Below are 26,600 nucleotides of genomic sequence, written 5' to 3'. Positions count from 1 at the left end.
CTAAAAATAACTATGAAAATAAAATTTATATTTTTTTTACTTCTTACTTATTCTCTTGGTGGTGTTGCTCAAGAAGGAAATTTAAATAACCTATCAGTAAGAGAGCATAACATAATCTTACGTGAAACTGCCGTAAACAAAGCAGGAAAAGACGTTATGGGAATGACTGTTAACGGAACAATTCCTGGTCCAACTCTAGAGTTTACCGAAGGAGACTACGCGGTTATTTATGTAAAAAATGAAATGAGTGTAGAAACATCGGTGCATTGGCACGGACTTTTACTTCCTAACTTTTACGATGGTGTACCATACTTAAATACACCACCTATTGAACCAGGACATACACAGAAATACGAATTTCCAATAAAACAATCTGGAACCTATTGGTATCACTCGCATACAATGTTACAAGAGCAAAGTGGTGTATTTGGTTCCATAGTGATTCAACCTAAAGAAAAAGTGTTGGACTATGACAAGGAATTGGTATTGATGTTATCAGATTGGACTAATGAAAAACCAATGAACGTATTACGAAATTTAAAACGAGGTAACGAATGGTACGGTATTAAAAAAGGTACAGCTACACCACTTAACCAAGTAATTGCACGTGGTGTTTTTGGGGCACAACTCAATTTTTGGAGACAGCGAATGACCGGCGCAGATATAGCAGATGTATACTATCCTGCATTTTTAATTAATGGAGAAGAAAGCATTGAGTACCCAGAATTTAAACCTGGTGAAAAAATTCGATTAAGAATGATTAATGGAGGAGCTTCTACCTCTTTTTGGATGACGTTTGGAGGAGAAATACCGGTATTGGTTTCTTCAGATGGATTGGATGTGGTTCCTGTAGAAAGGAATAAGACATTTATAGGTGTAGCCGAAACGTATGATTTTATTGTCACCGTACCTCAAGAAGGTAAGATGGAATTTAGAATTACTGCACAAGATGGTTCTGGTACAGCCTCAGCATTTATAGGTAATGGTGCAATTTTACCTGCAATGGATATTGATCGACCAGATAAAATAGCGATGATGCAGAAAATGGCTAAAATGGATATGAAAATGGGTGCACACGCCTTAAAATTTCAGCCAGGTAAGGATGAGCGTTTTGAGATGAAAGAGGATTACGGGATGCAGATGGGTAAAATGAAGGGAATGAAAATGGATGGAGAAATGAAAATGGATCATTCTAAAATGGAAATGTTTAAAGATTCTATGCAAATGGATCACTCTAAAATGAATGGTATGAAGATGGACCATTCTAATATGGTAGGAATGGATATGAAGAAAGACAAAACAATGTCTGGAATAAATATGAAGAAAGAGGATTCTATGTCAGGAATGAAGATGGAGGGAATGGATATGTTTTCCGAATACAATTACAATTATTTAAAGTCGCCCAACAAAACAACATACGACAAAGATGTTCCCGTTAAGGAAATATTACTAAATCTTACTGGTAATATGAATCGTTACATCTGGAGTATGAATGGTGTACCACTATCTGAGGCGGATAATATCAAAATAAATAATAAGGAAGTTACACGCATTACCTTCAATAACTTGACAATGATGCACCACCCAATGCACTTGCACGGGCATTTCTTTAGAGTACTTAATGAAAATGGAGAATACTCGCCATTAAAGCACACGGTAAATGTGCCACCAATGCAAAAAATGACTATAGAATTTTATGGAAATAATGGCGATGAGGCTGGAGACTGGTTTTTCCATTGCCACATTTTATATCATATGATGGGTGGTATGGCAAGAGTAGTGTCTTATGATACGCCACGAGACCCAAGAATGGATGAATTTCCATCTTCTAAAATTATTGAAGAAACAGATAAATGGTATTCTTGGGGATTGGTAGATGCGGCGTCGCATACTACTGGTTTTAATTTGATGACTTCAAATATTAGAAACCAATTTAATGCTTCTTTTGAATATGGATGGAATGAAAATCTGGAAGGAGAATTTACGTATGAACGGTATCTACACGATTATTTGAGAGTTTTTGGTGGTGTAAACATTGAGAATTCAACACGTGATAGCTTAAATGAGTTTAGCACAACGGCAGTTGTTGGGGTACGCTATTTAACTCCATACTTATTCAATTTAGATGTGCGTGTCGATAATAAATTAAAACCAAGAATTGGTTTAGGACGCAGTATAATGATATTCCCTAAACTGTCTGTATTCGGTTATTATGAATACCAAATAGATTTAGGTTTCGTAGATGATTTACCAATGAACCAAGACTATCTATCCGAAACAGTATGGAGGGCAGGTGCAGAGTATATGCTTTCAAGAAACTTTTCACTTATGGCGAGCTACGATAACCGTTTTGGAACTGGTGGAGGATTATCAGTAAGATTTTAAATGATTTAATAACCTAAAATAAATAAAAATGAAAATAATTAAAAGAAGTATTGGAACGGTAGTCTTAGTTGCTACAATGATTTTAACTGTGTCTTGCAAAGATGCTAATAAGGATGAAGTACCCTCGTCTATAAGCAATGAAGTAATGCTAGAAGAAATGGATAGTTCAAAAGATATGACGATGAGTGATTCTCAAGATGCAATGGCAGAAGCTATTTTAAAAGGTTATTTCAATCTTAAAGATGCTTTAGTGGGAGATGACAATGACAAGGCAAAAATGCTGGGCAGCACTCTTGCAAAATCACTGGGCAATCTTGACAAGTCAACATATTCTGAAAGTCAACAAAAGGAATTAACCGATATAATAGAAGATGCAACAGAACACGCAGAGCATATTTCTGAAAGTGATATTAAACATCAACGTGAGCATTTTAAAATATTGAGCAAAGATATTACAGATATGGTTGCTATAACGGGAACAGGGATAAAGTTGTATGAGCAATTTTGCCCAATGTATGATGGCGGTACAGCTTGGTTAAGCACAAAAGAAGAAGTAAGAAACCCTTACTATGGAAGTCAAATGTTGAAGTGCGGTAAAGTACAACGAGAAATAAACTAATTGAAAGTTTTAAAAATCATAGGGTGGTTCGCATTAATTGCTCTTGTGGTCATTCAGTTCTTTCCGATGGATTATAACCAAAGTAAGACTGTACCGCAAGCAGATTTTATGCTTGTCAATAAGGTACCAACAACAGTCGAAAAATCGATGCATATTTCCTGCTACGATTGCCATAGTAACAATACAGAATATCCTTGGTATAGCCAGATTCAGCCAGCTGCTTGGTTTTTGGAAGGCCATATTAAAGAAGGAAAAGCAGAATTGAATTTTAACGAATGGGAAGATTATTCAAATAGAAGAAAGAAAAGTAAGCTACGGTCTATTATCAAACAAATAGAAAGTGGCGAGATGCCTATGGATAACTACACGCTTTTTCATAGAGATGCTATTTTTTCAGAAAAGGAAAAGGAAGCAGTATTGAATTATATGAAAACTTTAAAAGATGATTTAGAGTAAAGTCCTGATACGGGAAGGGAATTTTTTCATTCATGGTTGGTTAGTTAGAACCCTTTCCCATTTCAGGCACAAAACAAAGCACTATGAAACACACCTATCACATACAAGGGATGACCTGCAACGGTTGCCGAAATCACGTAGAGCAGACACTTTCAAAAGTGAAAGGTGTGACCAATGCTTCAGTTAATTTAGAAAAAGAAGAGGCTACTATTGAAATGGAATCTCATATTGCCATCGAAACATTTCAGAAAGCATTGAAAGAAGATAGCGATTCATACAGTATTCACAAGCCAGGCGAGCATCATCATAAAGATGATTCCGCTTCCGCGAAAGCGAAAAAAGAAAAACAAACAGATAACGGTACAGGAACCTTCTACTGCCCAATGCATTGCGAAGGAGATAAAACTTATGACAAGCCAGGAGATTGCCCAGTATGCGGAATGGATTTAGTCAAAGAACAAAATTTGTCAGCAACGACTTCAGAGCAATGGACGTGCCCAATGCACCCAGAAATTGTCAAAGATGAAGCTGGAGCTTGCCCTATATGTGGTATGGATTTGGTGCCGATGGAACCTGATTTATCTGCGGAAGAAAAAACATATAATAAGCTGATTAAGAAATTCTGGATAGCAGTAGCCTTTACGTTTCCTATTTTTCTAATCGCTATGAGTGAAATGATTCCCAACAATCCGCTATACGATATAATGGAACAGAAATGGTGGAACTGGATTCAATTTGGCTTATCGATTCCTGTGGTGTTTTATGCCACTTGGATGTTCTTTGAACGTGCCTACCGAAGCATCAAAACCTGGAATCTCAATATGTTCACATTAATCGGTATAGGTGCAGGCGTGGCTTGGCTCTTTAGTGTTTTTGGGATGTTGTTTCCAGACTTTTTTCCGGAACAATTTAAAACAGAATCCGGTGCGGTTCACGTCTATTTTGAAGCCGCCACTGTAATTCTCACATTGGTATTAATGGGTCAGGTTTTGGAAGCGCGTGCGCATAGCAAAACCAATTCAGCAGTAAAAGAACTATTAAAACTTGCACCTAACAAAGCAGTACGCGTAGTGGATGGAAATGAAGAAGAAGTTTCCATCGACCAGATTGAAAAAGGAGATATACTACGTGTGAAGCCAGGAGATAAAATTCCTGTGGATGGCAAAATTACAGAAGGAGAAACTACCGTAGATGAATCAATGATTTCGGGAGAGCCTATCCCAGTTAATAAAGCTACCGATGATAAAGTGAGTAGCGGTACCATTAATGGTAATCAATCTTTTTTGATGGAAGCCGAAAAAGTAGGTAGCGACACATTGCTTTCCCAAATTATACATATGGTAAACGATGCCAGTCGCAGTCGTGCCCCAATCCAGAAATTGGCAGATACCGTTTCAGGCTATTTTGTGCCTGTTGTGGTTATCATTGCGGTCATCACTTTCATTGTCTGGGCAATATGGGGTCCAGAGCCAGCTTATGTTTATGCGTTGGTAAATGCCATCGCGGTATTGATTATCGCATGTCCGTGTGCGTTAGGATTGGCAACGCCGATGTCCGTTATGGTAGGTGTTGGTAAAGGCGCACAAAATGGTGTGTTGATTAAAAATGCCGAAGCCTTAGAGAAAATGGATAAGGTGGACACGCTTATCGTAGATAAGACTGGTACGATTATCGAAGGAAAACCTACGGTTGAGAAAATCGGTGCTTTTGGTTCTCGCTTTAGCGAAAGCGAAATACTGTATTTTATCGCATCCCTTAACAGTTCCAGTGAGCATCCCCTTGCCGAAGCTACCGTGAAATATGGAAAGGAGCAGAAAACTGAAATATCAAAAACCAAAAACTTTAGCGCAGTAACTGGAAAAGGTGTAGAAGGGACAGTTGATGGCAAGAAACTCGATTTAGGAAATGCCAAAATGATGGAGTATGCAAATGCCAAGCTATCACCTGAAATGGAAACCGAAGCACAATCCTTTCAGAAACAGGGAAAAACGGTTTCCTACTTATCCATTGATGGCGAAGTTTCAGGCTATGTGGTTATTGGCGATAAAATAAAAGAAACGAGTGCCAAGGCAATCAAAGAATTACAGGACAAAGGCATTGAAGTGATAATGCTTACCGGAGATAATCACGACACCGCCCAAGCAGTAGCCAGCGTACTCAATCTCGCCGACTTCAAAGCGGGAATGCTACCAGAAAATAAACTGGACGAGGTTAAAAAGTTACAAGAACAAGGCAAAGTAGTGGCAATGGCAGGCGATGGTATAAACGACGCACCTGCTCTGGCTAAAAGTGATGTGGGTATCGCAATGGGCACAGGAACCGATGTCGCAATAGAAAGCGCGATGATAACCTTGGTAAAAGGAGATTTGCACGGTATCGTAAAAGCGAGAAACCTTAGCCACAAAGTAATGCGAAATATAAAGCAGAATCTATTTTTTGCTTTGATATACAATACACTCGGTGTACCGATTGCAGCAGGAGTATTGTTCCCGTTTTTCGGAATTCTACTATCACCTATGATTGCCGCATTAGCAATGAGTTTTAGTTCAGTTTCTGTAATTGTAAACGCACTAAGACTAAAAACAAAATCAATTAACTAAATCCCACTTATATGAAAAACAGTATAATTCTTTTATGCCTTACCCTCTTAGTATCTTGTAAAGAAACTTCAAAGGACGCACAAGAACCACAGCGAGAAGAAACGACGGAGCAAAAAACAAAAAGTGTTGAACCTGCTAAGAAAAAACCATTGAGTCCACATACAAGCGCAATGGCAATGGTGGGCGATGCACATATTCATATTGATTATTCATCACCAGGAGTTCGTAAACGTATCATTTTTGGCGGTTTACTGCCTTATGATACCGTTTGGCAAGCAGGAGCCCATATGGCCACTTGGATGGAAACCAATAAGGACTTGACCATTGACGGTAAAGAATTGAAGGCAGGGAAATACGGGTTCTTTGTTATTCCGAATCAAGAGGAATGGACAATTATTTTTAATACAAACTGGAACCAGCACGGTAAAGATGAATATGACGAGAAAGATGATGTGTTGCGATTTAAAGTAACCCCAAAAATTTCCGAAGAAATCCAAGAACATTTAGAATACAAGGTAACAAACACCACCGATGATTCAGGAACAATTAGCTTGAGTTGGGAAAAGGTTCTTGTTGAATTTCCTTTTGAAGTAAAATAAAATGGTCAAAAGAAGAACAGCACTTAAAATAAGAAAGGCGCATCGCTATCTGGGTATCTTTTTAGGTATTCAGTTCTTGATGTGGACGATTAGCGGAATGTATTTCAGCTGGACAGACATTGATGAGATACACGGCGACCATTTCAAAAAAGAGATGCCTGAACAAACTGCATTTTCAGATTTGGTAGGAAGTTCTCAACTAAATATTCAGGAACCGATTAAGTCATTAGAATTACTTGAAATAGGGGATGTGCCCTATTATTGGATTAATGAGACTGTGCTTTATAATGCAATAACAGGAACAAAGAAAGAGGAGCTCACAGAACAAGAAGCAATCAAAGTAGCAGAACGCTATATGTTGGCTGATTTAGAATTTGACCAAATACAACGGATTGAATCTGTAGGCGACCACCACGAGTACCGGGGAAGACCCTTACCAGCTTATGAGATTTCATATAAAACCGATGAAAATTTAAAAGCCTACGTGGCGATTGAGAATGGAGCTTTTCAAACAGTACGTCATCGCGATTGGCGTTGGTTCGATTTTCTCTGGATGACCCACACTATGGACTATCAAGGTCGAGACAATTTTAATACAATAGTGCTAAGGGCTTTCTCGCTTTTAGGCTTGATAACAGTGTTAAGTGGATTTCTACTTTGGTACACAAGTTCACCTACTGTGAGAAAAATGATTAAAAACAAACGTAAATAAGTAACATAAAAACCAACTATTATGGGAAATTCTAATGAACACAAAAAGAAAAATCAGTACACAAAATTTGTAGGAATGCTCGCAGCGTCCTTCGTAGCTATGTACATCACAATGTACCTGAACACTTATGAGTGGGACCACGTATGGTTCAGCCTAACTCGCTTTTATATGGTTTGCTTAGGGATTGCGGCAATGGCCATTATAATGTTTGTAGCAATGCGTGGGATGTATCAAAATAAAAAGAAGAATATCGCCATTGTTTTGGGAAGTATTGTTCTATTTGTAGGTGCGTTGGGACTGGTACGTGACCAAAAATCTACTGTGGGCGATGTGCTTTGGATGAAAGCAATGATTCCGCACCATTCTATAGCAATTTTAACAAGCGAGCGTGCAGATATCAAAGATCCAGAAGTAAAAAAATTAGCCGAAGATATCATCAAAGCGCAACGAAAAGAAATTGAAGAAATGAAGCAAATGATTGATAGGTTACAAAACGAAAAATAGTATGAACAAGAACATTTTATATATAGCAATTGCAGTAATCGTGGGACTATTGGCGGGCTGGCTCATTTTTGGCTATTCCGGTAGTGAAGCAAATGCAAACAAGGACGTTTCTGAAATGTCAGATAACCACGACCATTCTGGCGAGTCGGAAAACCAGATGTGGACCTGCTCAATGCACCCACAGATTATGCAACCCGAACCTGGCGACTGCCCTATTTGCGGAATGGACTTGATACCTGCCGAATCTGGTGCAGATGGTCTTGCAATGAATGAGATTAAAATGACGGAGAACGCAATGGCGCTGGCCAACATTCAAACTACTATTGTGGGTAATGGCACTATGTCAGAAGATGATGGAATGATTTCGCTTTCGGGCAAAATCGCCACCAACGAAGAAAACAATGCTGTACAAGCAAGCTATTTTGATGGGCGTATCGAACGTTTGAATGTTAATTATGAAGGTCAAAAAGTAAATCGAGGTCAATTACTGGCGAATATTTATGCGCCAAATTTGGTCGCTGCACAGCAAGAATTGCTCACAACAGCTTCATTGAAAGAATCTCAACCAGCTTTATATAAAGCTGTGCGAAATAAACTGAAACTCTGGAAACTTTCAGAGAATCAAATCGATGCTATCGAGTCCTCTGGGAAGGTTCGCGATAATTTTCCCATTTATGCAACGGTTTCAGGAACGGTTTCAGAAGTAATGGCGCGTGAAGGCGACTATGTAAAACAAGGTCAGCCCATTTTAAAAGTGAGCAACCTTAATTCGGTTTGGGCAGAATTTGATGGGTATGAAAATCAAATCTCTAATCTCAAGATAGGTCAGAAAATTAAGATTGTAACCAATGCCTATGCTAATAAAGAATTTGAGGCAACCATATCTTTTATTGATCCTATGTTAGATAATGCAAAACGTACGGTGACAGTTAGAGCAACACTTAAAAATACGGATGACCTATTTAAGCCTGGTATGTTTGTTACGGGAAAGCTCAAAGGAGAACTAAAAATGAATGATGAATTGATTACAGTTCCTTCGAGTGCTGTGATGTGGACAGGAGAACGTTCATTGGTGTATGTAAAAACAAATCCAAACGAGCCAGTTTTTGAGATGCGAGAAGTAACTATTGGTAATCGGAACGGTGAGAATTTTACGATTTCAAAAGGTTTGCAATATCGTGATGAAATTGTTACTAACGGTACTTTTTCTGTAGATGCAGCTGCACAATTACAGGGTAAAAAAGCTATGATGAATAAAGAAGGAGGTAAAACAATGACGGGTCTTGAAGGTCATATGGGAATTCAGGGAGATTCAGTAGGAAAATCTAATACCAAATCAACTATGAAAATGGAATTGCCAAATGTATTTCAAACAGCTTTTGAAGCTGCATTAAAACCGTATTTTAAAATGGAAGAAGCTTTTGTAGTAAGTAACCCGGGTCAAGTATCTACCTTAGCGAAAACGACATTAGACAAAATGAAAGCCATAGAAATAGGTAGTTTGGGTAAAATAGAAAACTCACATCTATCTAAGTGTATTGAAATGTTAGATGCTATTTCTTCTAATTTAGATTTAAAGAAACAAAGAGCTCAATTGGTTGTTTTAAACGAAAATATAGTAGCCCTTGCTATGAATATTAAATCTCCTTTAGAAACATTGTATGTTCAAAAATGCCCTATGGCCAATAGCTACAAGGGTGCAATTTGGTTAAGCACCGAAAAAGAAATCAAAAATCCATATTATGGGGATGAAATGTTATCCTGTGGTAGTGTGATAGATAGTATTAATTAATATATGGAAGCATCGTTGTTACTTTAAACCATCTTTAGATTTGTTAATTACATTTATCTAGTTCTTTTAGCTTAAAGATAAATAGTAAAAGACCTGCAACGGGAGGTGGATAGTGCACAGTTACAAATCATACACCTTCCCTTGTCAGGCACAAGAAATTCTGATTTTTCTCTACTTTAGAACTTCTTTAGATTTCTCATTTACTTTTGCTATCTTTTAATCAAACTATTACATATGAAGCAATTTGCTTGTTGGCTACTATTTTCTATTGTAATGTTTTCTTCAAAAGCTCAGGAAGCTAGTTTAGATTACTTCATCTCAGAGGCAAAGATGAATCTTCCTGTCCTAAAAGAGAACTACAACTTACAGAAAATAGGGGAAATACAGAACGATATTATCGTCGCCCAGAACAAGGCATTCCAAGTCAATGCGACCTCTGAAGTGCAGGTCGCCCCTTATTTCAATAACAACGGCAGGTTTATCGATGTTACGACAACGCCTTCCCCAAGGGCCTATGGGTACGATGTTGGAATTACCAATGGCGGACTCTATTCCGCCCAGTTGAACGTGACCAAGAACCTTTTCAATCAAAAGATCGTGGATAATTTACTATTCCAGAATAAGGTTCAAAACAATACACTTTCCCTATCCGCAGAAGACATCGAGCATAATTTGGTCAAGAATATTACCGATGCCTTTATCATGGCTTATCAGCTGCAATTACAGAAAGATTTCACGATTGAAATCCTGAAAGACCTTGAAAATCGACTGAAGGTAGTCGAACTTCTTGTAAAAAGGGCGGTCTTGATGGAAAGCGACTACCTGTTATTGCAATTGGACATCGATTCAAAAAAATTAGAGCTTCAACAATCAAATGGATAAAACCGGTAGGTTATACTCTGATGGGTGTGATGGCTTTTGAAATGATGAGTAGTAAAGTACATTGGGCTTCAGATTATCCTTTAGCATTGTTAATTGGTTATGTGGTAGGCAAAACCGCTGCAAATCGCCGTATAAAGAAAATGAACACTAATGAATTGGGTTTGAATACTCCCCATGAAATTAAAATGGATTTTAATTTGGGTCAATTAGGAACTTATCAAACTTTTGGTGTTTCCATTACTTTTTAAGGTTTGTTTCCGAACAAAAACACGAATCTTAAATTTTTAATTTGTTTATCTGCCAATCTCTATTGAATACTTTATAACCCACTCAGCACATTCCCCTCCATTCCGCGAAAAGCTTCATTTCGGAAAAAGAGCTTCACTGCCAAAGGTCTTGAACAAGATGCTAAAATTTTAGATTTCCACTTCACTTCTCCCGCCGAAAATGGCAGGAACGCTACATTCCCAATATAAAATTTTAACATCACGTTCGCTTAAAAGGAAAATTGAATTTCAATTTGTTCCGCATCCAATGATTATATATTTCTTAAGGTATTTAGTACTACTTCCGAACCTCCACTATTATCTTTTTTTGACAGCAAAATAACAACATTCCATCTTGGACAGCGGCATAAAGCCGCTACGCTTTTTATACGCCTAACCAAGTTGGAATATTAAAAAGTCTAGGCAACAAAAAAAGGTAACAGCGAAGGCACTATGGGAAGTAAATCAAAAACGAATCTTATGAAATCTTACAGAATCATTAAAAAGGACGTGGAACAAAAGTTAAAAAAAAATCAAAAGGAAAACGCTCTGGATATAATAAGTAAATCATTTCAAAAAAATAAAAATACTTACAGTCTGAATGGTTCAGATAGTTTATTAATTAATCTTTAAATATTTTATTATGAGTACGTTAAAAAACAAAGTACAGTTAATTGGGAATGTAGGAAATGCTCCTGAAATCAAGTCTTTAGAAAGTGGCAAGAAAGTCGCTAATTTTTCAATTGCTACCAATGAGTTTTATAAGAACTTGAATGGTGAGAAAGTACAGAATACGGAATGGCACAACATTGTAGCTTGGGGTAAAATTGCCGAAATAGTTGAAAAATTTGTAGGCAAGGGGAAGGAAGTAGCTATTGAGGGAAAACTGACTTCTAGAAGCTATGAAACCGAAGCAGGGGAAAAACGATATGTTACCGAAGTGGTAGCTAACGAAATCTTATTATTAGGTATCAAAGGCGAGTAAAAATAAAGTGGGCGTTCCCGTCGAAAGATACGCCCTCTTTTTCATTATTAAATTCTTAAAGAAAATTACAATGAATGATAAAGTTAGAGAAATTACAGAAGGATTACAACATTTTAACGGTACTGAAATCTTTTATCAAATACCATTAACACGGACCCGTTTTACGGATGGTTTAAAATACTTGGCTAACGTCGCAGGATGTTTTTGGCTGATAAAGGATGTTTCAGTTATTGCCAAGAGTTTGATGGATAAGAGTTATTTTATAGCTATTGATTTTAAACGCTTAGCTGAAAAGGAAAAAACTGAGCTCGAATGTGAAGCAATAATAACTTATAGTGATGGAAACGACAACATTTTTGAATCACATAGATATAGTTTTACAGATTTTCCTTTGGATAAATTACGATTGTATTTTGTAGATAATACTTTAATGCTACCAAGCGAATATTAGCAGTATGGTATATCTAAATTATAACAACTTGGATGGTGAAACTCAAGAGCGATTATTGAAACGATCTCGAGAAGAAATTGAAAATAAACATGGTAAAGAACTTCGCATGTATGCGGTAAATTACCAGAAGGATTATAGTGTTGTCTTGGAAGAAGAAGCAATCCGTAATCTGTATAATTACAAATTCATTTTTACAATTTAAATCAAAACTAATTTGAAATTGAACGGGCAGCTTTAAAAAGCTGCCTTTCTTGTTTTAGGGAAAATTCATCGGTTTTCAAATTATACTTCCAAATCAATAATACTGTCTCTAAACCACTCTTAAATTTTTCAGTTTTAAAGCTAGTAGGTAAAAGAGCTTTTACCTTAAAGGAAAGGTATTCTTAATTTCCCCTGCGGGGGAAAAAGGAATAGCAAGAGGGTAACCCGCTGGCGCAAGGTTTCGGTTTTCAGTTTTTTCAAAGCATTAGTATTTATGGGCTCTAACACGGTTTGGTTTTTTTTTGAATTGAATATTAGAGTTTCTTTTTTACTAAAATCTCACGTCAGCCCCATTAAAGAGCGAAATTTTTTACTAAAAAGATGGATAAAGGATATGAAAAAGAAGGCTTTGTAACCTTCAAGATTAAGATTTCGGTAGCGATTAGATTTAGACGGTTTTGCAAGAAAATGTCAGAATCGCAATCGATGGCTTTACTTCTGATGATAGCTTTTTTCGAGGAAAATGGTATTTCTCCACATGAAGCTATCGGACCTAAAATGCAAACTTTGGAATCGCTGATCAAGAAGCGAATCAATGGAGTGATTGCGATTATGAAGGACATCGAAAAGAACCAAACCAAACCAACGGTTGCTATGATGCAATCGCTTTTTGAACAAGCTGAGCCATCGAAGAAGAATTTGATTTTGGAAAAGGAATTGCCAGAAGAAAAGTCAAAAGTCAGGTTTGTTGAGCGATTAGAAAATGATGATGAATTATAAAACTTTAAAGTGATGTTTATAACCGTAACGGCGCAGAAATTAGGAGGCAATTATTCACAAAGTTCAGCGGGTTTCGTTGAATATTTAGAAAAGGAAAACCAAGGATTGGAACAAGAGCATATGGAACATTTCTTCAATCAATATGGAGATGAAATAAGTGCATCTGAAGTGGTTAAGGAAATTGACGGAAATGCATCTAAACTGAAAAAGAAAGAGCCTAAGTTTTATTCCATTACTGTTAGTCCAAGTAAGTATGAACTTAGAAAATTAGAAAATAGTCGAGAAGATTTGAAGCGATATACGAGAGCGATAATGAAAGATTATGCGAGCTGTTTTAATCGTGAGATTAATGGTAAACAGGTAACTGTTAATGATATTAAATACTATGCTAAAATTGAACATCAACGAACTTTTAAGGGAACGGATAAACAAGTCCGGGAGAATCAACCAGTCGCCACCAAAATTTTAAATCTAAAAAATGAAATTAGACAAATCAAGCAAGGGCAACAGGAGGGAAGCATCAAAAGACTAGAAAGTAAAATCAACCGATTAGAGAAAGAAGCGCCCTATCAACAAAACGGAAAACGCATTGTTCAGGGAATGAATAAGGAGGGCCACCAGAGCCATATTCATATTATCGTAAGTAGAAAGGATATGTCTGATTCCGTCAGTCTTTCTCCAGGAAGTAAATACAAAGCTTCTGATGTTTTGATAAATGGAAAATTGGTAAAGCGTGGTTTTGATAGGGATTCGTTTTTTACAAAAGCGGAAAAGACATTTGATGCCACTTTTGACTATAAGCGTAATTATGCGGAATCCTATAAATCAAAGAAAGATTTTATCAAGAACCCTAAAGTCTATTTCACAACTTTATTGGGATTACCTACAAGTGAGAAGGCAGTTGCTTTTAAAATTTTGGGAAAGGCAGGAGTGCCTTTGAATAGTATTCCAACTAATAAAGTACAACTGGCGTTAAAAACCATCAAGTATCTAAAGCGAGGTTTAGATGTGGCTCTTAAATCAGGTTCAATAGGTATTTAACATGGAAACACATGGTCTATTTTTTACTATTGTTTTAATATCAGGAATGGCTTTGGCTTTTTGGGGTACGTTTAAAATTACTCGATTTGCTTTTCTTATCAATTTGGCAATTACATCAGGATGTTTGGGTATTCTATTTACTTTAGATTCGAATTTTTTAAGTAGGGCGGGAGCTGGTCTTTATATTGGTTGTCCCTTATTATTGCTAAATGTGGTTCTGTATGTGTTTCTTCAGAAAGAAACATTAAACAAGGACAACAAGTATCAGGTTCATTTTAAAGTAAAACGGGGCAATTTTATAATTGAGAACATTAAACGAGGAGCTTCTATAATTGGTTCTGCAGGAAGTGGAAAAACAGAAAGTGTAGTCTTAAATTTCTTAACACATTTTAGTGAGCATTCTTTTTGTGGGATAATTCACGATTATAAGAACTTTGAAATAACAGAAATGGCATACCCTTTATTTGAAGCTAATGGAATTGATTTTAAAATTATTTCTTTTGATGAAATCTACGATAGGGTAAATCCAATTGCACCTCAGTATTTGCAAAATGAAGAGAGCGTAAATGAAGTGGCACGTGTACTGATGGAAAACTTATTGGAACAAAAAGAATCTGGAAGTTTTGGAGCTAGCAAATTCTTTAATGATGCCGCGGAAGGGTTAATAGGCGGGATGATTTGGAAACTACGAACATCTTATCCAAAATACTGCACATTACCGCATCTAATAGCTATTTATCAATTTCTTGACACAGACAGCCTTATTGCTTTTTTGAGTTCCAATACGACCGCTAAAGCTATGGCAGATGCTTTTATAAGTGGTAAGGATTCCGATAGGCAAACTGCCGGTGTAAAAAGCACATTGGCCAATGCGTTGAAGAAAATAAGTACGCAAAGCATTTTTATGGTACTCTCAGCAGATGAAGTACCATTGAACATAAGTACTCAAAAAAAGCCAACAGTTGTATCTGTTGTAAACAACCCCAAATATGAAACTGCTTTCTCACCGGTAATAGCAACTATTATCCATACAATTACTAAACAAATGAGTATACGTTCAGGTAAATCGTCATTTCTATTGATGGAGGAAGCACCTACTATCCGACTCTTGAATATGCACCGTATTCCGGCTACGCTGCGCAGTTATGATATTGCTACTGTTTATGTGATGCAGGACAAAATACAGAACGATATGATGTATGGGGACAAGGCCAGTAAGGCGATATTAAGCAACTTATCTTATCAATTCTTCGGAAAAGTAAATGATCCAGACACAGCAAAATACTACGAACGCTTCTTTGAGATAGTTAAGAATGAGACCACAAGTGTAAACAGAGGTTATAATCTAAATTTTGATACACGAATTACTACTGGAGAGAGAGAAGTCGCTAAAATTAGGGCAGATGTATTCTTTCGTTTAAAACAAGGTGAGTTTGTAACTTTCGCTGATGGCAAGGATAAAAAGGTTCAGTTTAAATTGCCTATTATCAATAAGAAGATGCCTAAAAGAAAGAAGATATTTACTCACGAGGATTTACAAGAGAATTTTAAGAGGATAAATCAAGAGGCCAAATCTATTTTCAAGTAGCAATTTCAAATAAAAGGTACGACAAAAATTCAAACGGGATTTGTGTAATGATTTTTATTTAAGAATAATTTTAAAGTAGCTTAAATTTAGTATATTTTATTATTTAAGCAAATACTTAAATAAGTATATTTGAAATATGGAAAAGCATATTTGCATTAGGTTGGAAGCAGATGTTAGCCAGATAATGGACTGTCGGTCTTCAATAGTGGGGCTAGACAAACCCTTAACTTTGGTTGCCCAGGTCCTCAACCTTGCGGGAAATAAGGTTAGACTTCAGATTCTACACTTGCTTCAAAGAGAGGAAAGACTATGTGTTTGTGATTTGAGCGATATTCTGGAAATGAATGTATCAGCTATTTCACAACACTTAAGAAAACTAAAGGATAGAAATTTAATTTATGCAACAAAGGAAGCTCAAACCATTTTTTATGCGCTTAATAAAGATAAGTTTTCGATATTGAACCCTATTTTAAATTTGTTGAATGCAGAAAATATTTCGGTATGATTGGTAATAGAAAATTAATCGGGACCTCGATTATAACAGCCTTGACGGCATCTATATGTTGTGTTATGCCTGTTCTTGCGATATTTGCAGGAACTGCAGGTTTAGCATCTACCTTTTCTTGGTTGGCACCTTTTAGACCTTATTTAATTGTTTTTACTGTATTTACTCTAGCATTTACATGGTACCAAAAATTCAAGCCTAAAACCAAAGCTGAAATTGATTGCGAATGTGATGATGAGGAACCAAAGTTTATTAATTCCAAAGTTTTATTATCCTTTATTACGCTATTCGCTGGAGCAATGTTAGCATTTCCATCCTACTCTCATATTTTTTATTCCAGTCCAGATTCAAGAAAGGAAATCGTTTATGTTGAGAAATCGAACGTAAAAGTGTATAAGGTAACCATTGAAGGAATGACTTGTACAGGTTGCGAGGCACATATTGAAAGTAAAGTCGCAGAATTTGATGGAGTACTTTATGTTAAAGCAGATTATAAGGCGGCTAGCACAATCATAAAATATGATGAAACTAAAGTCGACCTTGAGAAAATAGAAACTGCCATTTTAAGTACAGGATATAATATAATAAAGTAATGGATATACTACTTGAATCTACAATTATCTGCCCTACGTGTAATCATAAAGCAATAGAGAAGATGCCCACAACAACATGCCAGTTTTTCTATAAGTGTGAAAATTGTAAAGCATTGCTAAAGCCTAAGGAAGGGGAATGTTGTGTTTATTGTTCTTATGGAACGGTTAAATGCCCGTCAATTCAGAAAAAAGAAAATGTCTGCGGATGATTCTTATGTTTGCACAACAGTTGCATTAAACAATTTGTAGTTTTGTGAAAATTATGAAAACACTTTTTTCTATATCTATGTCATTTTTATTCCTTTTTCAAGGAATTAGCTTAGATATGGACTTTTGTGGACCAATCAAAGAAATTTCAAGCATTATAAATCATTTTCAAGAGCATAAGATTTATGGAGACTCGTTCATTGAGTATGTTGTTGAAGATTATTTGGATAATGATGCAAAAAATGAAGAGCATCATCATAACCCAGATAATGATAATACACCAATCCATTCCCATCAGCAATGTTGCCACCCTTTAGTGTTAATGATTGAGAACAACAATTTAGCTTTAACTAATCAATTAAAGTTTGAAGGGAAAGAACAATTTAACTTACATAAAGTAAACTTCACTTCCAGATATCTGGAATCGCTTTTCCAACCCCCTAAAGTATAATTCAGTTTTTTAAAGGATAGTTATATCCTATCGTGATGCTTTTCAAAGTAAGTGTCGCATCATAAACGCTTTGCATCTCTTTGCATTGCGATGTTTAAACTGAATTAATACTTTTTCTATGATTAACAAAATCATTTCATTTTCCATTAATAACAAGTTTATTATTGGGCTCTTTATAGTGGCACTGGTAGGTACGGGCATTTGGTCTATGGCCACTATAAACCTGGGTTCTGTACCCGATATTACCAACAACCAAGTACAGGTTATTACAGTTGCCCCAAATTTAGGAACTGAAGATATTGAGCAATTTGTTACCTACCCGGTAGAATTGGCTATGGCAAACCTTCCTGATGTTATCGAACTGCGTTCTGTATCTCGTTTTGGTCTTTCTGTGGTTACCATTGTCTTTAAGGACGAGGCGGGTACTTATCTTCCCCGGCAATTGGTGCAAGAGAAATTGACCGAAGTTGCCGGAGAAATCCCCGAAGGCTTCGGCACGCCATTTATGGCACCCATTACTACAGGTCTGGGAGAAATCTACCAATATACTTTAAAACTAAAAGAAGGCTACGAAGATAAATACGACGCCATGGAGCTTCGTACCATACAGGATTGGATTGTAAAACGCCAAATGGCATTAGTCCCTGGAGTGGTCGAGGTCAATGCTTTTGGAGGCTATGTTAAACAATATGAAGTTGCCATAAATCCTGATAAATTAAAAAGTTTTGGCATTACAATGAATCAGGTTTTTGAAGCCCTGAAAGTGAACAATGCCAATACGGGAGGTGCTTATATCGAGAAAAACCACCAAGCAAATTTCATTCGTGGCGAAGGTTTGGCGCGTAGCCTTGAAGATTTGGAAAACACCGTGGTAACCACACAAAACGGAAGCCCTGTTCTAGTGCGGGATGTTGCTGAAAAAGTAGGATACGGGAATCAGGTGCGATATGGTGCGTTTACCCAAGATGGGCACGAAACTGTTGGTGGACAAATTTTAATGCTGAAAGGCGAAAGCCCCGGCAACGTGGTCGAAAATGTGGAAAAGCGCATTGCAGAAATACAAAAATCCCTGCCGGAAGGCGTTTACATAGATACGTTTTTAAGCCGAAGTGAACTTATTGGAAGAACCACAAGCACCGTTGAAAAAAATCTTATTGAAGGGTCGCTCATCGTTATTTTCGTTTTGGTCTTGCTTTTGGGAAGTTTCCGTGGTGGATTAATTACAGCTTCGGTAATCCCTTTATCATTACTGTTTGCATTTATCTTGATGAAACAATTTGGGGTGTGGGCAAATTTAATGTCCTTGGGGGCAATCGATTTTGGTATCATCGTGGATGGCGCAGTTATTATTGTGGAGGGAATGGTATTTCACATCCATCAACGGATGAAGAAAACCACAACCGCCATTGGCCAGCCAGAAATGGATGAAATAGCCTATGAATCAGCAAGTACGATGATGAATTCGGCTTTTTTCGGTCAGCTTATTATCCTTATTGTATTTACACCGATTCTCTTTTTAACTGGTGTTGAGGGAAAAATGTTCCGCCCAATGGCATTTACTTTCGGATTTGCGGTTTTGGGAGCGATTATCCTGTGTCTTACCTACGTGCCAATGATTTCGTCAATGTTCCTAAAGCCTGCCAGAAATCAGAACAGTTGGTTTGCCAAATTTGAAAACAGGATTGACAGGTTCAGTGATAAAATAATGTCAGGGTTGAACAGGGCGTATGTACCCTTGCTCAATTTCGCACTTCGCTTTAGGGCTGGTGTCATTATTGGTGCGGTTGGGCTGTTATTGATTGCAGGATTTATTTTCAGCAATATGGGCGGCGAATTCATACCTAAATTTGATGAGGGCGATATTGCATTTCAGGCTTTGATAAAACCAGGGAGTAGTCTTACGGAATCAATTGAAGCTTCAAAAAAACTTCAAAATTTAATCAATGAATTTCCTGAAGTAAAAACAGTGGTTTCAAGGATTGGTGTGGCCGAAATACCAACAGACCCAATGCCAATGGACATTGCCGATAGCTATATCATTCTTGAAAAGGATAAGAACAAATGGACTTCCGCAGATAGCAAAGAAGAACTCATAGAAAAAATACAGGAAAAAATTTCAGTTGTTCCCGGTGTGAATTTCGTGTTTACGCAACCTGTGGAACTTCGTTTTAACGAATTGCTTACGGGTGTTCGTGAGGACGTGGCCATCAAATTGTACGGAGAAGATTTGGGCGTGTTGGCAGATAAGGTTCAGGAAATCGCAGCGGTTATCAGAAGCGTTCCCGGAGCGGCCGACCTCAATGTGGAAGCCACGAGTGGTTTGCCACAGATGACGGTAGAATACAATCGTGCAAAAATGGCACAGTACGGTGTAACCGTTGATAAGCTGAATGATTATGTAAGTGCCGCCTTTTCAGGAGAAGCGGCAGGGGTGATTTTTGAAGGCGAAAAACGCTTTGATGTTGTCATTCGTTTGGCGAAGGACTTTAGACAGGACATCAACAGCCTTAAAAATCTATATATCGATTTACCAAATGGTGCCCAAGTACCGTTAAAGGAAGTAGCGGACATCAGTTACAAACCTGGCCCAATGCAGATTTCAAGGGACAATACCTCGCGTCGTATTTCGGTAGGAGTCAATGTTCGTGGGCGAGATGTAAAATCGATGGTCGAGGAAATTCAGCAAAAACTGGAAACGGAAGTGAAACTGCCACCAGGTTATTTTGTAACCTACGGAGGTTCGTTTGAAAACCTGCAACGTGCGTCAGACCGATTGATGATTGTAGTACCTATTGCACTTTTTCTGATATTCATATTGCTCTATTTTGCATTGAGCTCGTTCTCGCAGTCGGTAATGATTTATATAGCAGTGCCTCTGGCGGCCATTGGTGGCGTGTTTGCGCTTTGGATACGGGGAATGCCCTTTAGTATTTCAGCGGGAGTCGGATTTATCGTGCTCTTTGGAGTTGCGGTATTGAACGGTTTGGTACTGATAAACAAATTCAACGAATTAAAAGAAAGTGGAATGACAGACTTAAGGAAACGAATATACGAAGCAACACACGAACGGTTACGACCAATTTTGCTAACCGCAACGGCGGCCATTATGGGCTTTATCCCAATGGCGATTTCTACCTCGGGAGGTGCCGAGGTACAGCGACCATTGGCAACAGTAGTTATTGGCGGATTGCTTACGGCCACGTTTTTAACCCTTGTAGTCCTTCCGGTATTGTATTATTGGTTGGAATCAAGAAAGGAACGAAACAATACTGATGGTGATGTAAGTTATATAAACAAATCCACGAACATTATAACCATATTATTAATGATTGGTGGTTTGATGGCTTCAGGAACTGCCGTTGCTCAAGACGCGAGTTCAGGTGTTACAATATCAAAGACCTTGACTATAGACGAAGCCATTGCAATGGCAAAACAGAATTACCCATCGCTAAAGGAAAGTCAGGCTTTTATAGAGCGAGAGCGTGCCATGAAAGGAACAAGCTTCGATCTGGGGAGTACTTCCTTATATACAGGTAGGGAAGATCAAGGTGTACAGCAGGGAGCTTTGCGAACTTATGGTGTGCAACAGGGCAATATAGATTTGTTATCTGGTTTCTCAAAATCCAAGTACTACAAAGAACGTACCCAACTTGGAGAAAAATTTTATGCTCTAAGCGAACAACAGTTGGTGCGTAATGTGATGCAAGCATACGATCTCATCAATTACAATAAGGCGCAATTGCGTTTTGCGGAACAACTGGACAGTGTATATGCAAATTTTAGGATGGCAGCAGAATCTCGTTATGATACGGGAGAAACCGGAAAACTGGAATTTATTGCAGCCTCTTCTGAATATCAACAGATACAGGTATTACGACAACAGGCTTATGATGATATAGAAATAGCAAAAAGAGCTTTGAAACAGTATTTGGGGATTGATCAAGAAATTGAAACCGTAGGATCTACTTATGAACCGATAAATTTTTTGGCTGATTTTGATTCTTCATCTGTTGCAAATAATCCATTGTTGCAGTATTCATTGCAAAATGCCGAGGTAAGCAAAGCAAACATTGGGGTAGAAAAATCAGAATTCCTTCCAAAATTTAGTATTAGTTATGATAAGCTTAAATATAATGATATATCTGGATTTAGTGCATATCAAGCAGGTATAAGTATTCCATTGTGGTTCTTACCGCAAAAATCAAGGGTCAAGGCCGCTAAGGCAGATGCGATGGTTGCCGAAAACCAGTATCTGGAACAGAAGGCCATAACAGAAAGTAGGGTTTCCCAACTTTTAAAATCCTTGGAAAAGACCCAAAAGACACTTGATTATTATCAAAAAGGTGCGTTAATTTTAGCTGAAGAACAGATTACAACAGCAGAACTTGCTTCAAAAGAAGGTGAAATTGATTATGTAAACTATATCACAATCTTGAACAGTGCCATAAGAATCAAGCAAAACCATTTACAATTTATCAATCAGTATAACCAACAGGCCATTGAGTTACAATACCAATTGGGCAATCTATAATATTAAAGAAAACAGAATGAAACATATATTTATAATCAGTTTAGCATTAGCAACTTTTTTAATGATAGGTTGCAACAACACGACAAATAGAAGCCAAAGTGATGAAAATGCGACATCCAAAGAAAAGGAACACTCTGAAGAAGGTCATGGTACAGAGGAAGGCGTTGTAGAACTAACAATGCAGCAAGCCGAAACAATAGGTCTTGAAATAAATCCTTTAGAAAAAAAGAGTTTGGGAAATACCATAAAAGTTACTGGCAAACTCGAACTTTTTCCACAGGATAGAGCTAATATTAGTCCTTTTGTGGGCGGCAATGTTCGTTCCATCAAGGTCATCGAAGGAGATAAGGTGAATAATGGTCAAGTGTTGGCCTACTTGGAACATCCTGACATCATTTCAATGCAACAGGAATTTCAAGAGAAAAATGACGAACTCGTATTTTTAAAACAAGATTTTGAACGTAAACAAATCCTGTATGATAAGGGAGTTTCTTCTGGAAAGGAATTTCAAATGGCACAATCAAAATTTCGTTCCACAACATCGAGCGTCAATGGTTTACGGTCTAAATTAAGACTATTGGGCATTAACACGGATAAGGTCTTACAAGGTCATATTTTTTCTTCCGTCCCTATCACAACGCCAATTTCTGGCTATGTAGATGAAGTTATGGTAAGCCTTGGCGACTATGTTGCACCTCAGACCAAAATGTTCACAGTTAGTGATAATTCAGAAATACATGTAGATTTTAAAGTATATGAAAAAGATATAAGAAAAGTTAAGGAAGGACAAGAAATCTACTTTACGGTAGCTGCCAAACCAGATCAATTGCTGAAGGCGAAAATTCACGCAATTGGTAAAACTTTTGAAAGCGACGCAAAAGCATTGCACGTTCACGCCGATGTTCATAATGACGATAAAGAATTACTTCCAGGAATGTATGTGGAAGGTAGGATTGTGCAAGATGCAAAAATGGCATTCGCAGTTCCTGAAGATGCTATTGTCAAAGAAGGCGAACAATCATACATTTTCATATTGGATGAAGATGACAAAAAGGAAGAAAACAAAATGAAGTTTAAAATGATTCCCGTTAACGTTGGAATTACAGATTTAGGATATGTTGAAATCAATCTTCCTGCAGAAATTGCCCAAAAGGTGAAAGTGGTCACGAAAGGCGCATACACCTTATCATCAGAAATGATAAAAGGCGAATTGGGACACGATGACTAAATTCATAATATAATAAGTATGAAAGAAATAAAAGCATTTATAAAACCGAACCGAATCCAAAGAGTCATTGAAGCACTATCTGATAATGGGTTCAAAAGTATGACCCTTTCACAAGCTGAAGGCACTGGTGCATTCAAGTCAAAAGGCGCAAGACCGTCGCTGGATTTTCACGTAACAGATAGTCCAGTGGTTAAGCTGGAACTGGTCTGCCAAAATGAGGAAGCCCAAGCGGCCATTGAAACAATTATAGCCAACGCCAAAACCGACGGACCTGGAGATGGTATTATTTATATAGCAAATATTGAAGATGCCTTTCAGATTAAAACGGGAGAATCTTTAAAGCGATTTAATTCATAGGAAAATGACTGATCTGGAGCAAATATTGGAAAAAAATAACGTAAAACCAACGGCTATGCGCTTGTTGGTTTTACAATTTCTCATAGGTAAAAAAGTAGCTGTTAGTTTAACAAATATTGAAGCGTATTTTGATAATTCAGATAGAACTACCTTATACCGCACATTAAAAACCTTTGTAGAAAGTGATATTGCTCATCAAATAGATGATGGTACAGGAATAGCAAAATATGCCATGTGTGAAGAGAATTGCCGCTGTGAAATGGACACCGATTTACACTTGCATTTCCACTGTAACAATTGTAATGAAACTGTTTGTTTGACAGAGCATAAAATTCCACACATTAATTTACCAGATGGTTTTAATGCAGAGAACGTGAATTTAGTTGTCAAAGGGATTTGCGATAAATGTAGCGGACAATAATGCACTATTGTTGCATCCTTCTAATTGATAATTTCACAATCCTAATAAATTACTATGAAATTAAATTATAAGATAACAAAGCATTTAAAAATAGCTTATGATAAAGAAATTAGTTTATATAAAGAATTTCTAGGTAATAAAGATTATGCAAATGCATGGCATCATTTAGAAAGAAGTCATATAATAGGTCAATCTTATCCAATAGAACATACCTATTCACATTGGTTAATGTTAAAGTTTGGATTAAAGCAAAGGAACAGTAAGGAGGTATTTGGTCAAATTATAAGATTATTTGTTGGTGGTTGGAAATCATTTATTGATCATGTGCCGCTTGGCAATACAGGAGGTGCCAATGTTCCACCATTAAAAAGAATGATTATTCCTGAGGATATAAACGCACTATTTCATACAAAGTAAAAAATAAGAAAGCATGAAAAAAATAACTACAGAAACAGCTAAGGAACATAATCACGATGATGATGACAATCATAATCACGACGGAATTTTAGGAAAGAACACTGAACTTTATTTCGCCATTTTAAGTGGAGTAACTTTAATTACGGGATTTCTAATACAAAAGTTTTCTGAGCTTTCGGAGAGTGTTCCATTCGTACTCTATATTTTATCTTACATTTTTGGAGGATATTTTACCTTAAAAGAGGCCATTACTAAAATTACTAAGGGCGAATTTGAAATTGATTTCCTTATGCTTGTCGCAGCCGCAGGAGCTGCCTATTTAGGTGAATGGGCAGAAGGTGCCCTGTTGCTGTTCCTTTTTAGTCTGGGTCACGCTTTGGAAAACTATGCTATGGGAAAGGCAAAAAAATCCATTGCGGCATTGACTGACCTGGCGCCTAAAACAGCTTTGTTAAAGAAAGATGGCGACACTGTTGAAGTGGGTATTGAGGAGCTAAAAGTTGGTGATATTATCGTGGTACGCCCCAATAGCAAAATATCTGCCGATGGTGTTATTGTAAAAGGAAATAGTAGTGTAGACCAGTCACCAATTACAGGAGAAAGTGTTCCAGTAGATAAGTTACCCATTGAATATCCTGAGAAGGAGTACACCTCAAAAAGTGATATACCTGATGAAAACCGTGTGTTTTCAGGAACTATCAATGGTAATAATACGCTTGAATTAAAAGTAATTAAAGAAGCTAAAGACTCTACATTAAATCGTTTGGTTACAATGGTTCAAGAGGCTCAGGATCAAAAATCGCCCACACAATTATTGACTGATAAATTTGAGAGGTATTATGTGCCGGCAGTAATCATACTGGTAATAGCGCTCAACTTTGCTTTTTTGCTTATTGACGAAACTTGGAGTGAAAGTCTTTACCGTTCATTAGCAGTGTTAGTAGCGGCAAGCCCTTGTGCTCTTGCAATTTCTACCCCTTCTGCTGTATTAAGTGGAGTAGCCAGAGCTGCGCGTGGCGGAGTTTTGATAAAGGGTGGCAGGCCATTGGAAGATTTAGGAGAACTTACCGCTTTAGCCTTTGATAAAACTGGAACCCTAACGGAAGGAAAACCAAAACTTACCGATATTGAAAGTTTTGGAAATATTGGACATAAAGAGTTGTTAGAAATAGCTGTTGCCGTAGAGGAATTGAGTGATCATCCTTTGGCGAAGGCTGTTGTAAGGGATGGATCGAAAAAGCTTGGTAAAGACATTAAGATACCGGATGCAGATGATTTGGAAGCCGTTCAAGGAAAGGGTATAAAAGCTAACTATCAAGGAAATACTATTTACATAGGCAATTTAGAACTTTTTGAAGATATTCATAATGGTGTTCCAAGCGAAGTTTCGGAAAAGGTAAGAAGACTTGAGGGGGAAGGAAAGACCACTATGCTAATAAAAAGAGATGATGAATTTATAGGTATGCTTGGGCTAATGGACACGCCTCGAGAAAAAGCCAAGGAAACTCTTGCTCAGTTAAAGGAAATTGGTATTAAAAAAATGATAATGCTAACCGGTGATAATCAGAAAGTAGCAGATGCCGTAGCTAGGGAAATAGGTATAACAGAAGCTCTTGGAAGTCTACTTCCAGAAGAAAAAGTAGAGGCCATCAAAAAACTTGCACAGCAGGAAAATAAACTCGCAATGATTGGTGACGGCGTTAATGATGCTCCAGCAATGGCAAATAGTACTGTTGGTATTGCAATGGGTGCAGCCGGGAGTGATGTGGCTTTAGAAACGGCAGATATAGCCCTAATGGCCGATAAGTTAGAAACACTTCCATTTGCAATAGGTTTGAGTAGAAAATCAAAGTCGGTTATTAAACAAAATTTATGGGTTAGTTTGGGGGTGGTAGCACTGTTAATCCCTGCAACGATAATGAGTTGGGCTAGTATTGGCATTGCCGTGGCTATTCATGAGGGCTCTACGCTAATTGTAGTTATCAATGCGTTAAGGTTATTGGGCTACAAAAATAGATGAAAGGTTAAA

Annotated in this window: 25 protein-coding genes and 1 pseudogene; all 26 read left to right on the top strand. The window is 37.3% G+C overall.

All coding sequences use genetic code 11. The features are described 5' to 3' along the window. Window positions 1-12 precede the first annotated feature (12 nt). The 26 genes and pseudogenes from BTR34_RS02095 (at window position 13) to BTR34_RS01965 (ending at window position 26,591) form a co-directional block, all read left to right on the top strand. Window positions 13-2,385 carry a multicopper oxidase domain-containing protein gene (locus tag BTR34_RS02095; RefSeq protein WP_068486734.1) on the top strand — a complete coding sequence of 791 codons (2,373 nt, stop codon included), beginning with the start codon at window positions 13-15 and terminating at the stop codon, window positions 2,383-2,385. A gap of 28 nt (window positions 2,386-2,413) precedes the next feature. Continuing rightward, window positions 2,414-3,004 (top strand): DUF3347 domain-containing protein, encoded by a 591-nt coding sequence (locus BTR34_RS02090; RefSeq protein WP_068486735.1) that lies wholly within the window; start codon window positions 2,414-2,416, stop codon window positions 3,002-3,004. Then, complete coding sequence (locus BTR34_RS02085) at window positions 3,005-3,460, top strand: heme-binding domain-containing protein (protein ID WP_068486743.1); 456 nt, start codon at window positions 3,005-3,007, stop codon at window positions 3,458-3,460. It begins immediately after the preceding gene. An 83-nt stretch (window positions 3,461-3,543) separates the two neighbouring features. Continuing rightward, on the top strand, window positions 3,544-6,060 hold the full coding sequence (locus BTR34_RS02080) for a heavy metal translocating P-type ATPase (protein ID WP_068486745.1): 2,517 nt from the start codon (window positions 3,544-3,546) through the stop codon (window positions 6,058-6,060). A gap of 11 nt (window positions 6,061-6,071) precedes the next feature. Continuing rightward, on the top strand, window positions 6,072-6,659 hold the full coding sequence (locus BTR34_RS02075) for a DUF2911 domain-containing protein (protein ID WP_068486750.1): 588 nt from the start codon (window positions 6,072-6,074) through the stop codon (window positions 6,657-6,659). 1 nt (window position 6,660) lies between these two features. After that, window positions 6,661-7,371 carry a PepSY domain-containing protein gene (locus BTR34_RS02070; RefSeq protein ID WP_068486752.1) on the top strand — a complete coding sequence of 237 codons (711 nt, stop codon included), beginning with the start codon at window positions 6,661-6,663 and terminating at the stop codon, window positions 7,369-7,371. Between the two features lie 21 nt (window positions 7,372-7,392). Then, window positions 7,393-7,875, top strand: coding sequence for a DUF305 domain-containing protein (locus tag BTR34_RS02065; RefSeq protein ID WP_068486755.1), 483 nt, complete (start codon window positions 7,393-7,395; stop codon window positions 7,873-7,875). A 1-nt stretch (window position 7,876) separates the two neighbouring features. Then, entirely contained in the window at window positions 7,877-9,667 is a 1,791-nt protein-coding gene (locus BTR34_RS02060) for an efflux RND transporter periplasmic adaptor subunit (RefSeq protein WP_068486757.1), read from the top strand. A gap of 234 nt (window positions 9,668-9,901) precedes the next feature. Then, window positions 9,902-10,549 carry a hypothetical protein gene (locus BTR34_RS02055; RefSeq protein WP_068486759.1) on the top strand — a complete coding sequence of 216 codons (648 nt, stop codon included), beginning with the start codon at window positions 9,902-9,904 and terminating at the stop codon, window positions 10,547-10,549. Further along, a pseudogene (locus BTR34_RS18665) lies at window positions 10,540-10,690 on the top strand (phosphatase PAP2 family protein); the annotation flags it as partial. The gene BTR34_RS02055 and the pseudogene BTR34_RS18665, both read left to right, overlap by 10 nt. Window positions 10,691-11,458: 768 nt before the next feature. After that, complete coding sequence (locus BTR34_RS02040; protein WP_068486764.1) at window positions 11,459-11,800, top strand: single-stranded DNA-binding protein; 342 nt, start codon at window positions 11,459-11,461, stop codon at window positions 11,798-11,800. A 70-nt stretch (window positions 11,801-11,870) separates the two neighbouring features. Then, the gene (locus tag BTR34_RS02035; RefSeq protein ID WP_068486766.1) at window positions 11,871-12,251 is read left to right on the top strand and encodes a DUF6876 family protein; all 381 of its coding nucleotides are present in this window, start codon (window positions 11,871-11,873) and stop codon (window positions 12,249-12,251) included. Window positions 12,252-12,255: 4 nt separating this feature from the next. Further along, window positions 12,256-12,453 carry a hypothetical protein gene (locus tag BTR34_RS02030; RefSeq protein WP_068486768.1) on the top strand — a complete coding sequence of 66 codons (198 nt, stop codon included), beginning with the start codon at window positions 12,256-12,258 and terminating at the stop codon, window positions 12,451-12,453. Window positions 12,454-12,833: 380 nt separating this feature from the next. After that, on the top strand, window positions 12,834-13,232 hold the full coding sequence (locus tag BTR34_RS02025; protein ID WP_068486770.1) for a BfmA/BtgA family mobilization protein: 399 nt from the start codon (window positions 12,834-12,836) through the stop codon (window positions 13,230-13,232). Between the two features lie 12 nt (window positions 13,233-13,244). Further along, complete coding sequence (gene mobB / locus BTR34_RS02020) at window positions 13,245-14,273, top strand: MobB family relaxase (RefSeq protein WP_068486774.1); 1,029 nt, start codon at window positions 13,245-13,247, stop codon at window positions 14,271-14,273. Window position 14,274: 1 nt separating this feature from the next. Continuing rightward, window positions 14,275-15,861, top strand: coding sequence for a type IV secretory system conjugative DNA transfer family protein (locus BTR34_RS02015; RefSeq protein ID WP_068486777.1), 1,587 nt, complete (start codon window positions 14,275-14,277; stop codon window positions 15,859-15,861). A 136-nt stretch (window positions 15,862-15,997) separates the two neighbouring features. Next, the gene (locus tag BTR34_RS02010) at window positions 15,998-16,366 is read left to right on the top strand and encodes an ArsR/SmtB family transcription factor (RefSeq protein WP_068486781.1); all 369 of its coding nucleotides are present in this window, start codon (window positions 15,998-16,000) and stop codon (window positions 16,364-16,366) included. After that, the gene (merTP, locus tag BTR34_RS02005; protein ID WP_068486782.1) at window positions 16,363-16,959 is read left to right on the top strand and encodes a mercuric transport protein MerTP; all 597 of its coding nucleotides are present in this window, start codon (window positions 16,363-16,365) and stop codon (window positions 16,957-16,959) included. Before BTR34_RS02010 ends, merTP begins: the two co-directional genes overlap by 4 nt. Then, window positions 16,959-17,168, top strand: a complete 210-nt coding sequence (locus BTR34_RS19020; RefSeq protein WP_074472083.1) for a GDCCVxC domain-containing (seleno)protein — start codon at window positions 16,959-16,961, stop codon at window positions 17,166-17,168. The genes merTP and BTR34_RS19020 overlap by 1 nt, the downstream gene beginning before the upstream one ends. A 53-nt stretch (window positions 17,169-17,221) precedes the next feature. After that, a complete protein-coding gene (locus BTR34_RS01995; RefSeq protein ID WP_235843269.1) occupies window positions 17,222-17,617 on the top strand; it encodes a hypothetical protein in 396 nt (131 codons plus the stop codon). A 118-nt stretch (window positions 17,618-17,735) separates the two neighbouring features. Beyond that, window positions 17,736-22,148 carry a CusA/CzcA family heavy metal efflux RND transporter gene (locus BTR34_RS01990; protein ID WP_068486785.1) on the top strand — a complete coding sequence of 1,471 codons (4,413 nt, stop codon included), beginning with the start codon at window positions 17,736-17,738 and terminating at the stop codon, window positions 22,146-22,148. A gap of 16 nt (window positions 22,149-22,164) precedes the next feature. Beyond that, window positions 22,165-23,376, top strand: coding sequence for an efflux RND transporter periplasmic adaptor subunit (locus BTR34_RS01985; RefSeq protein WP_068487073.1), 1,212 nt, complete (start codon window positions 22,165-22,167; stop codon window positions 23,374-23,376). 18 nt (window positions 23,377-23,394) lie between these two features. Next, window positions 23,395-23,733: a P-II family nitrogen regulator gene (locus tag BTR34_RS01980; protein ID WP_068486787.1), complete on the top strand. Its 339-nt coding sequence runs from the start codon at window positions 23,395-23,397 to the stop codon at window positions 23,731-23,733. Between the two features lie 4 nt (window positions 23,734-23,737). Continuing rightward, window positions 23,738-24,154, top strand: coding sequence for a Fur family transcriptional regulator (locus BTR34_RS01975; protein ID WP_068486789.1), 417 nt, complete (start codon window positions 23,738-23,740; stop codon window positions 24,152-24,154). A 54-nt stretch (window positions 24,155-24,208) separates the two neighbouring features. Beyond that, on the top strand, window positions 24,209-24,571 hold the full coding sequence (locus BTR34_RS01970) for a DUF3703 domain-containing protein (protein WP_068486791.1): 363 nt from the start codon (window positions 24,209-24,211) through the stop codon (window positions 24,569-24,571). A gap of 13 nt (window positions 24,572-24,584) precedes the next feature. Continuing rightward, complete coding sequence (locus tag BTR34_RS01965; protein WP_068486793.1) at window positions 24,585-26,591, top strand: heavy metal translocating P-type ATPase; 2,007 nt, start codon at window positions 24,585-24,587, stop codon at window positions 26,589-26,591. Window positions 26,592-26,600: the final 9 nt, after the last annotated feature.

The sequence above is a fragment of the Maribacter hydrothermalis genome, assembly GCF_001913155.1.
Lineage (GTDB): Bacteria > Bacteroidota > Bacteroidia > Flavobacteriales > Flavobacteriaceae > Maribacter > Maribacter hydrothermalis.
The sequence above is the reverse complement of the archived record's forward strand: the minus strand, read 5'-3'. Positions and strand labels throughout refer to the sequence as shown.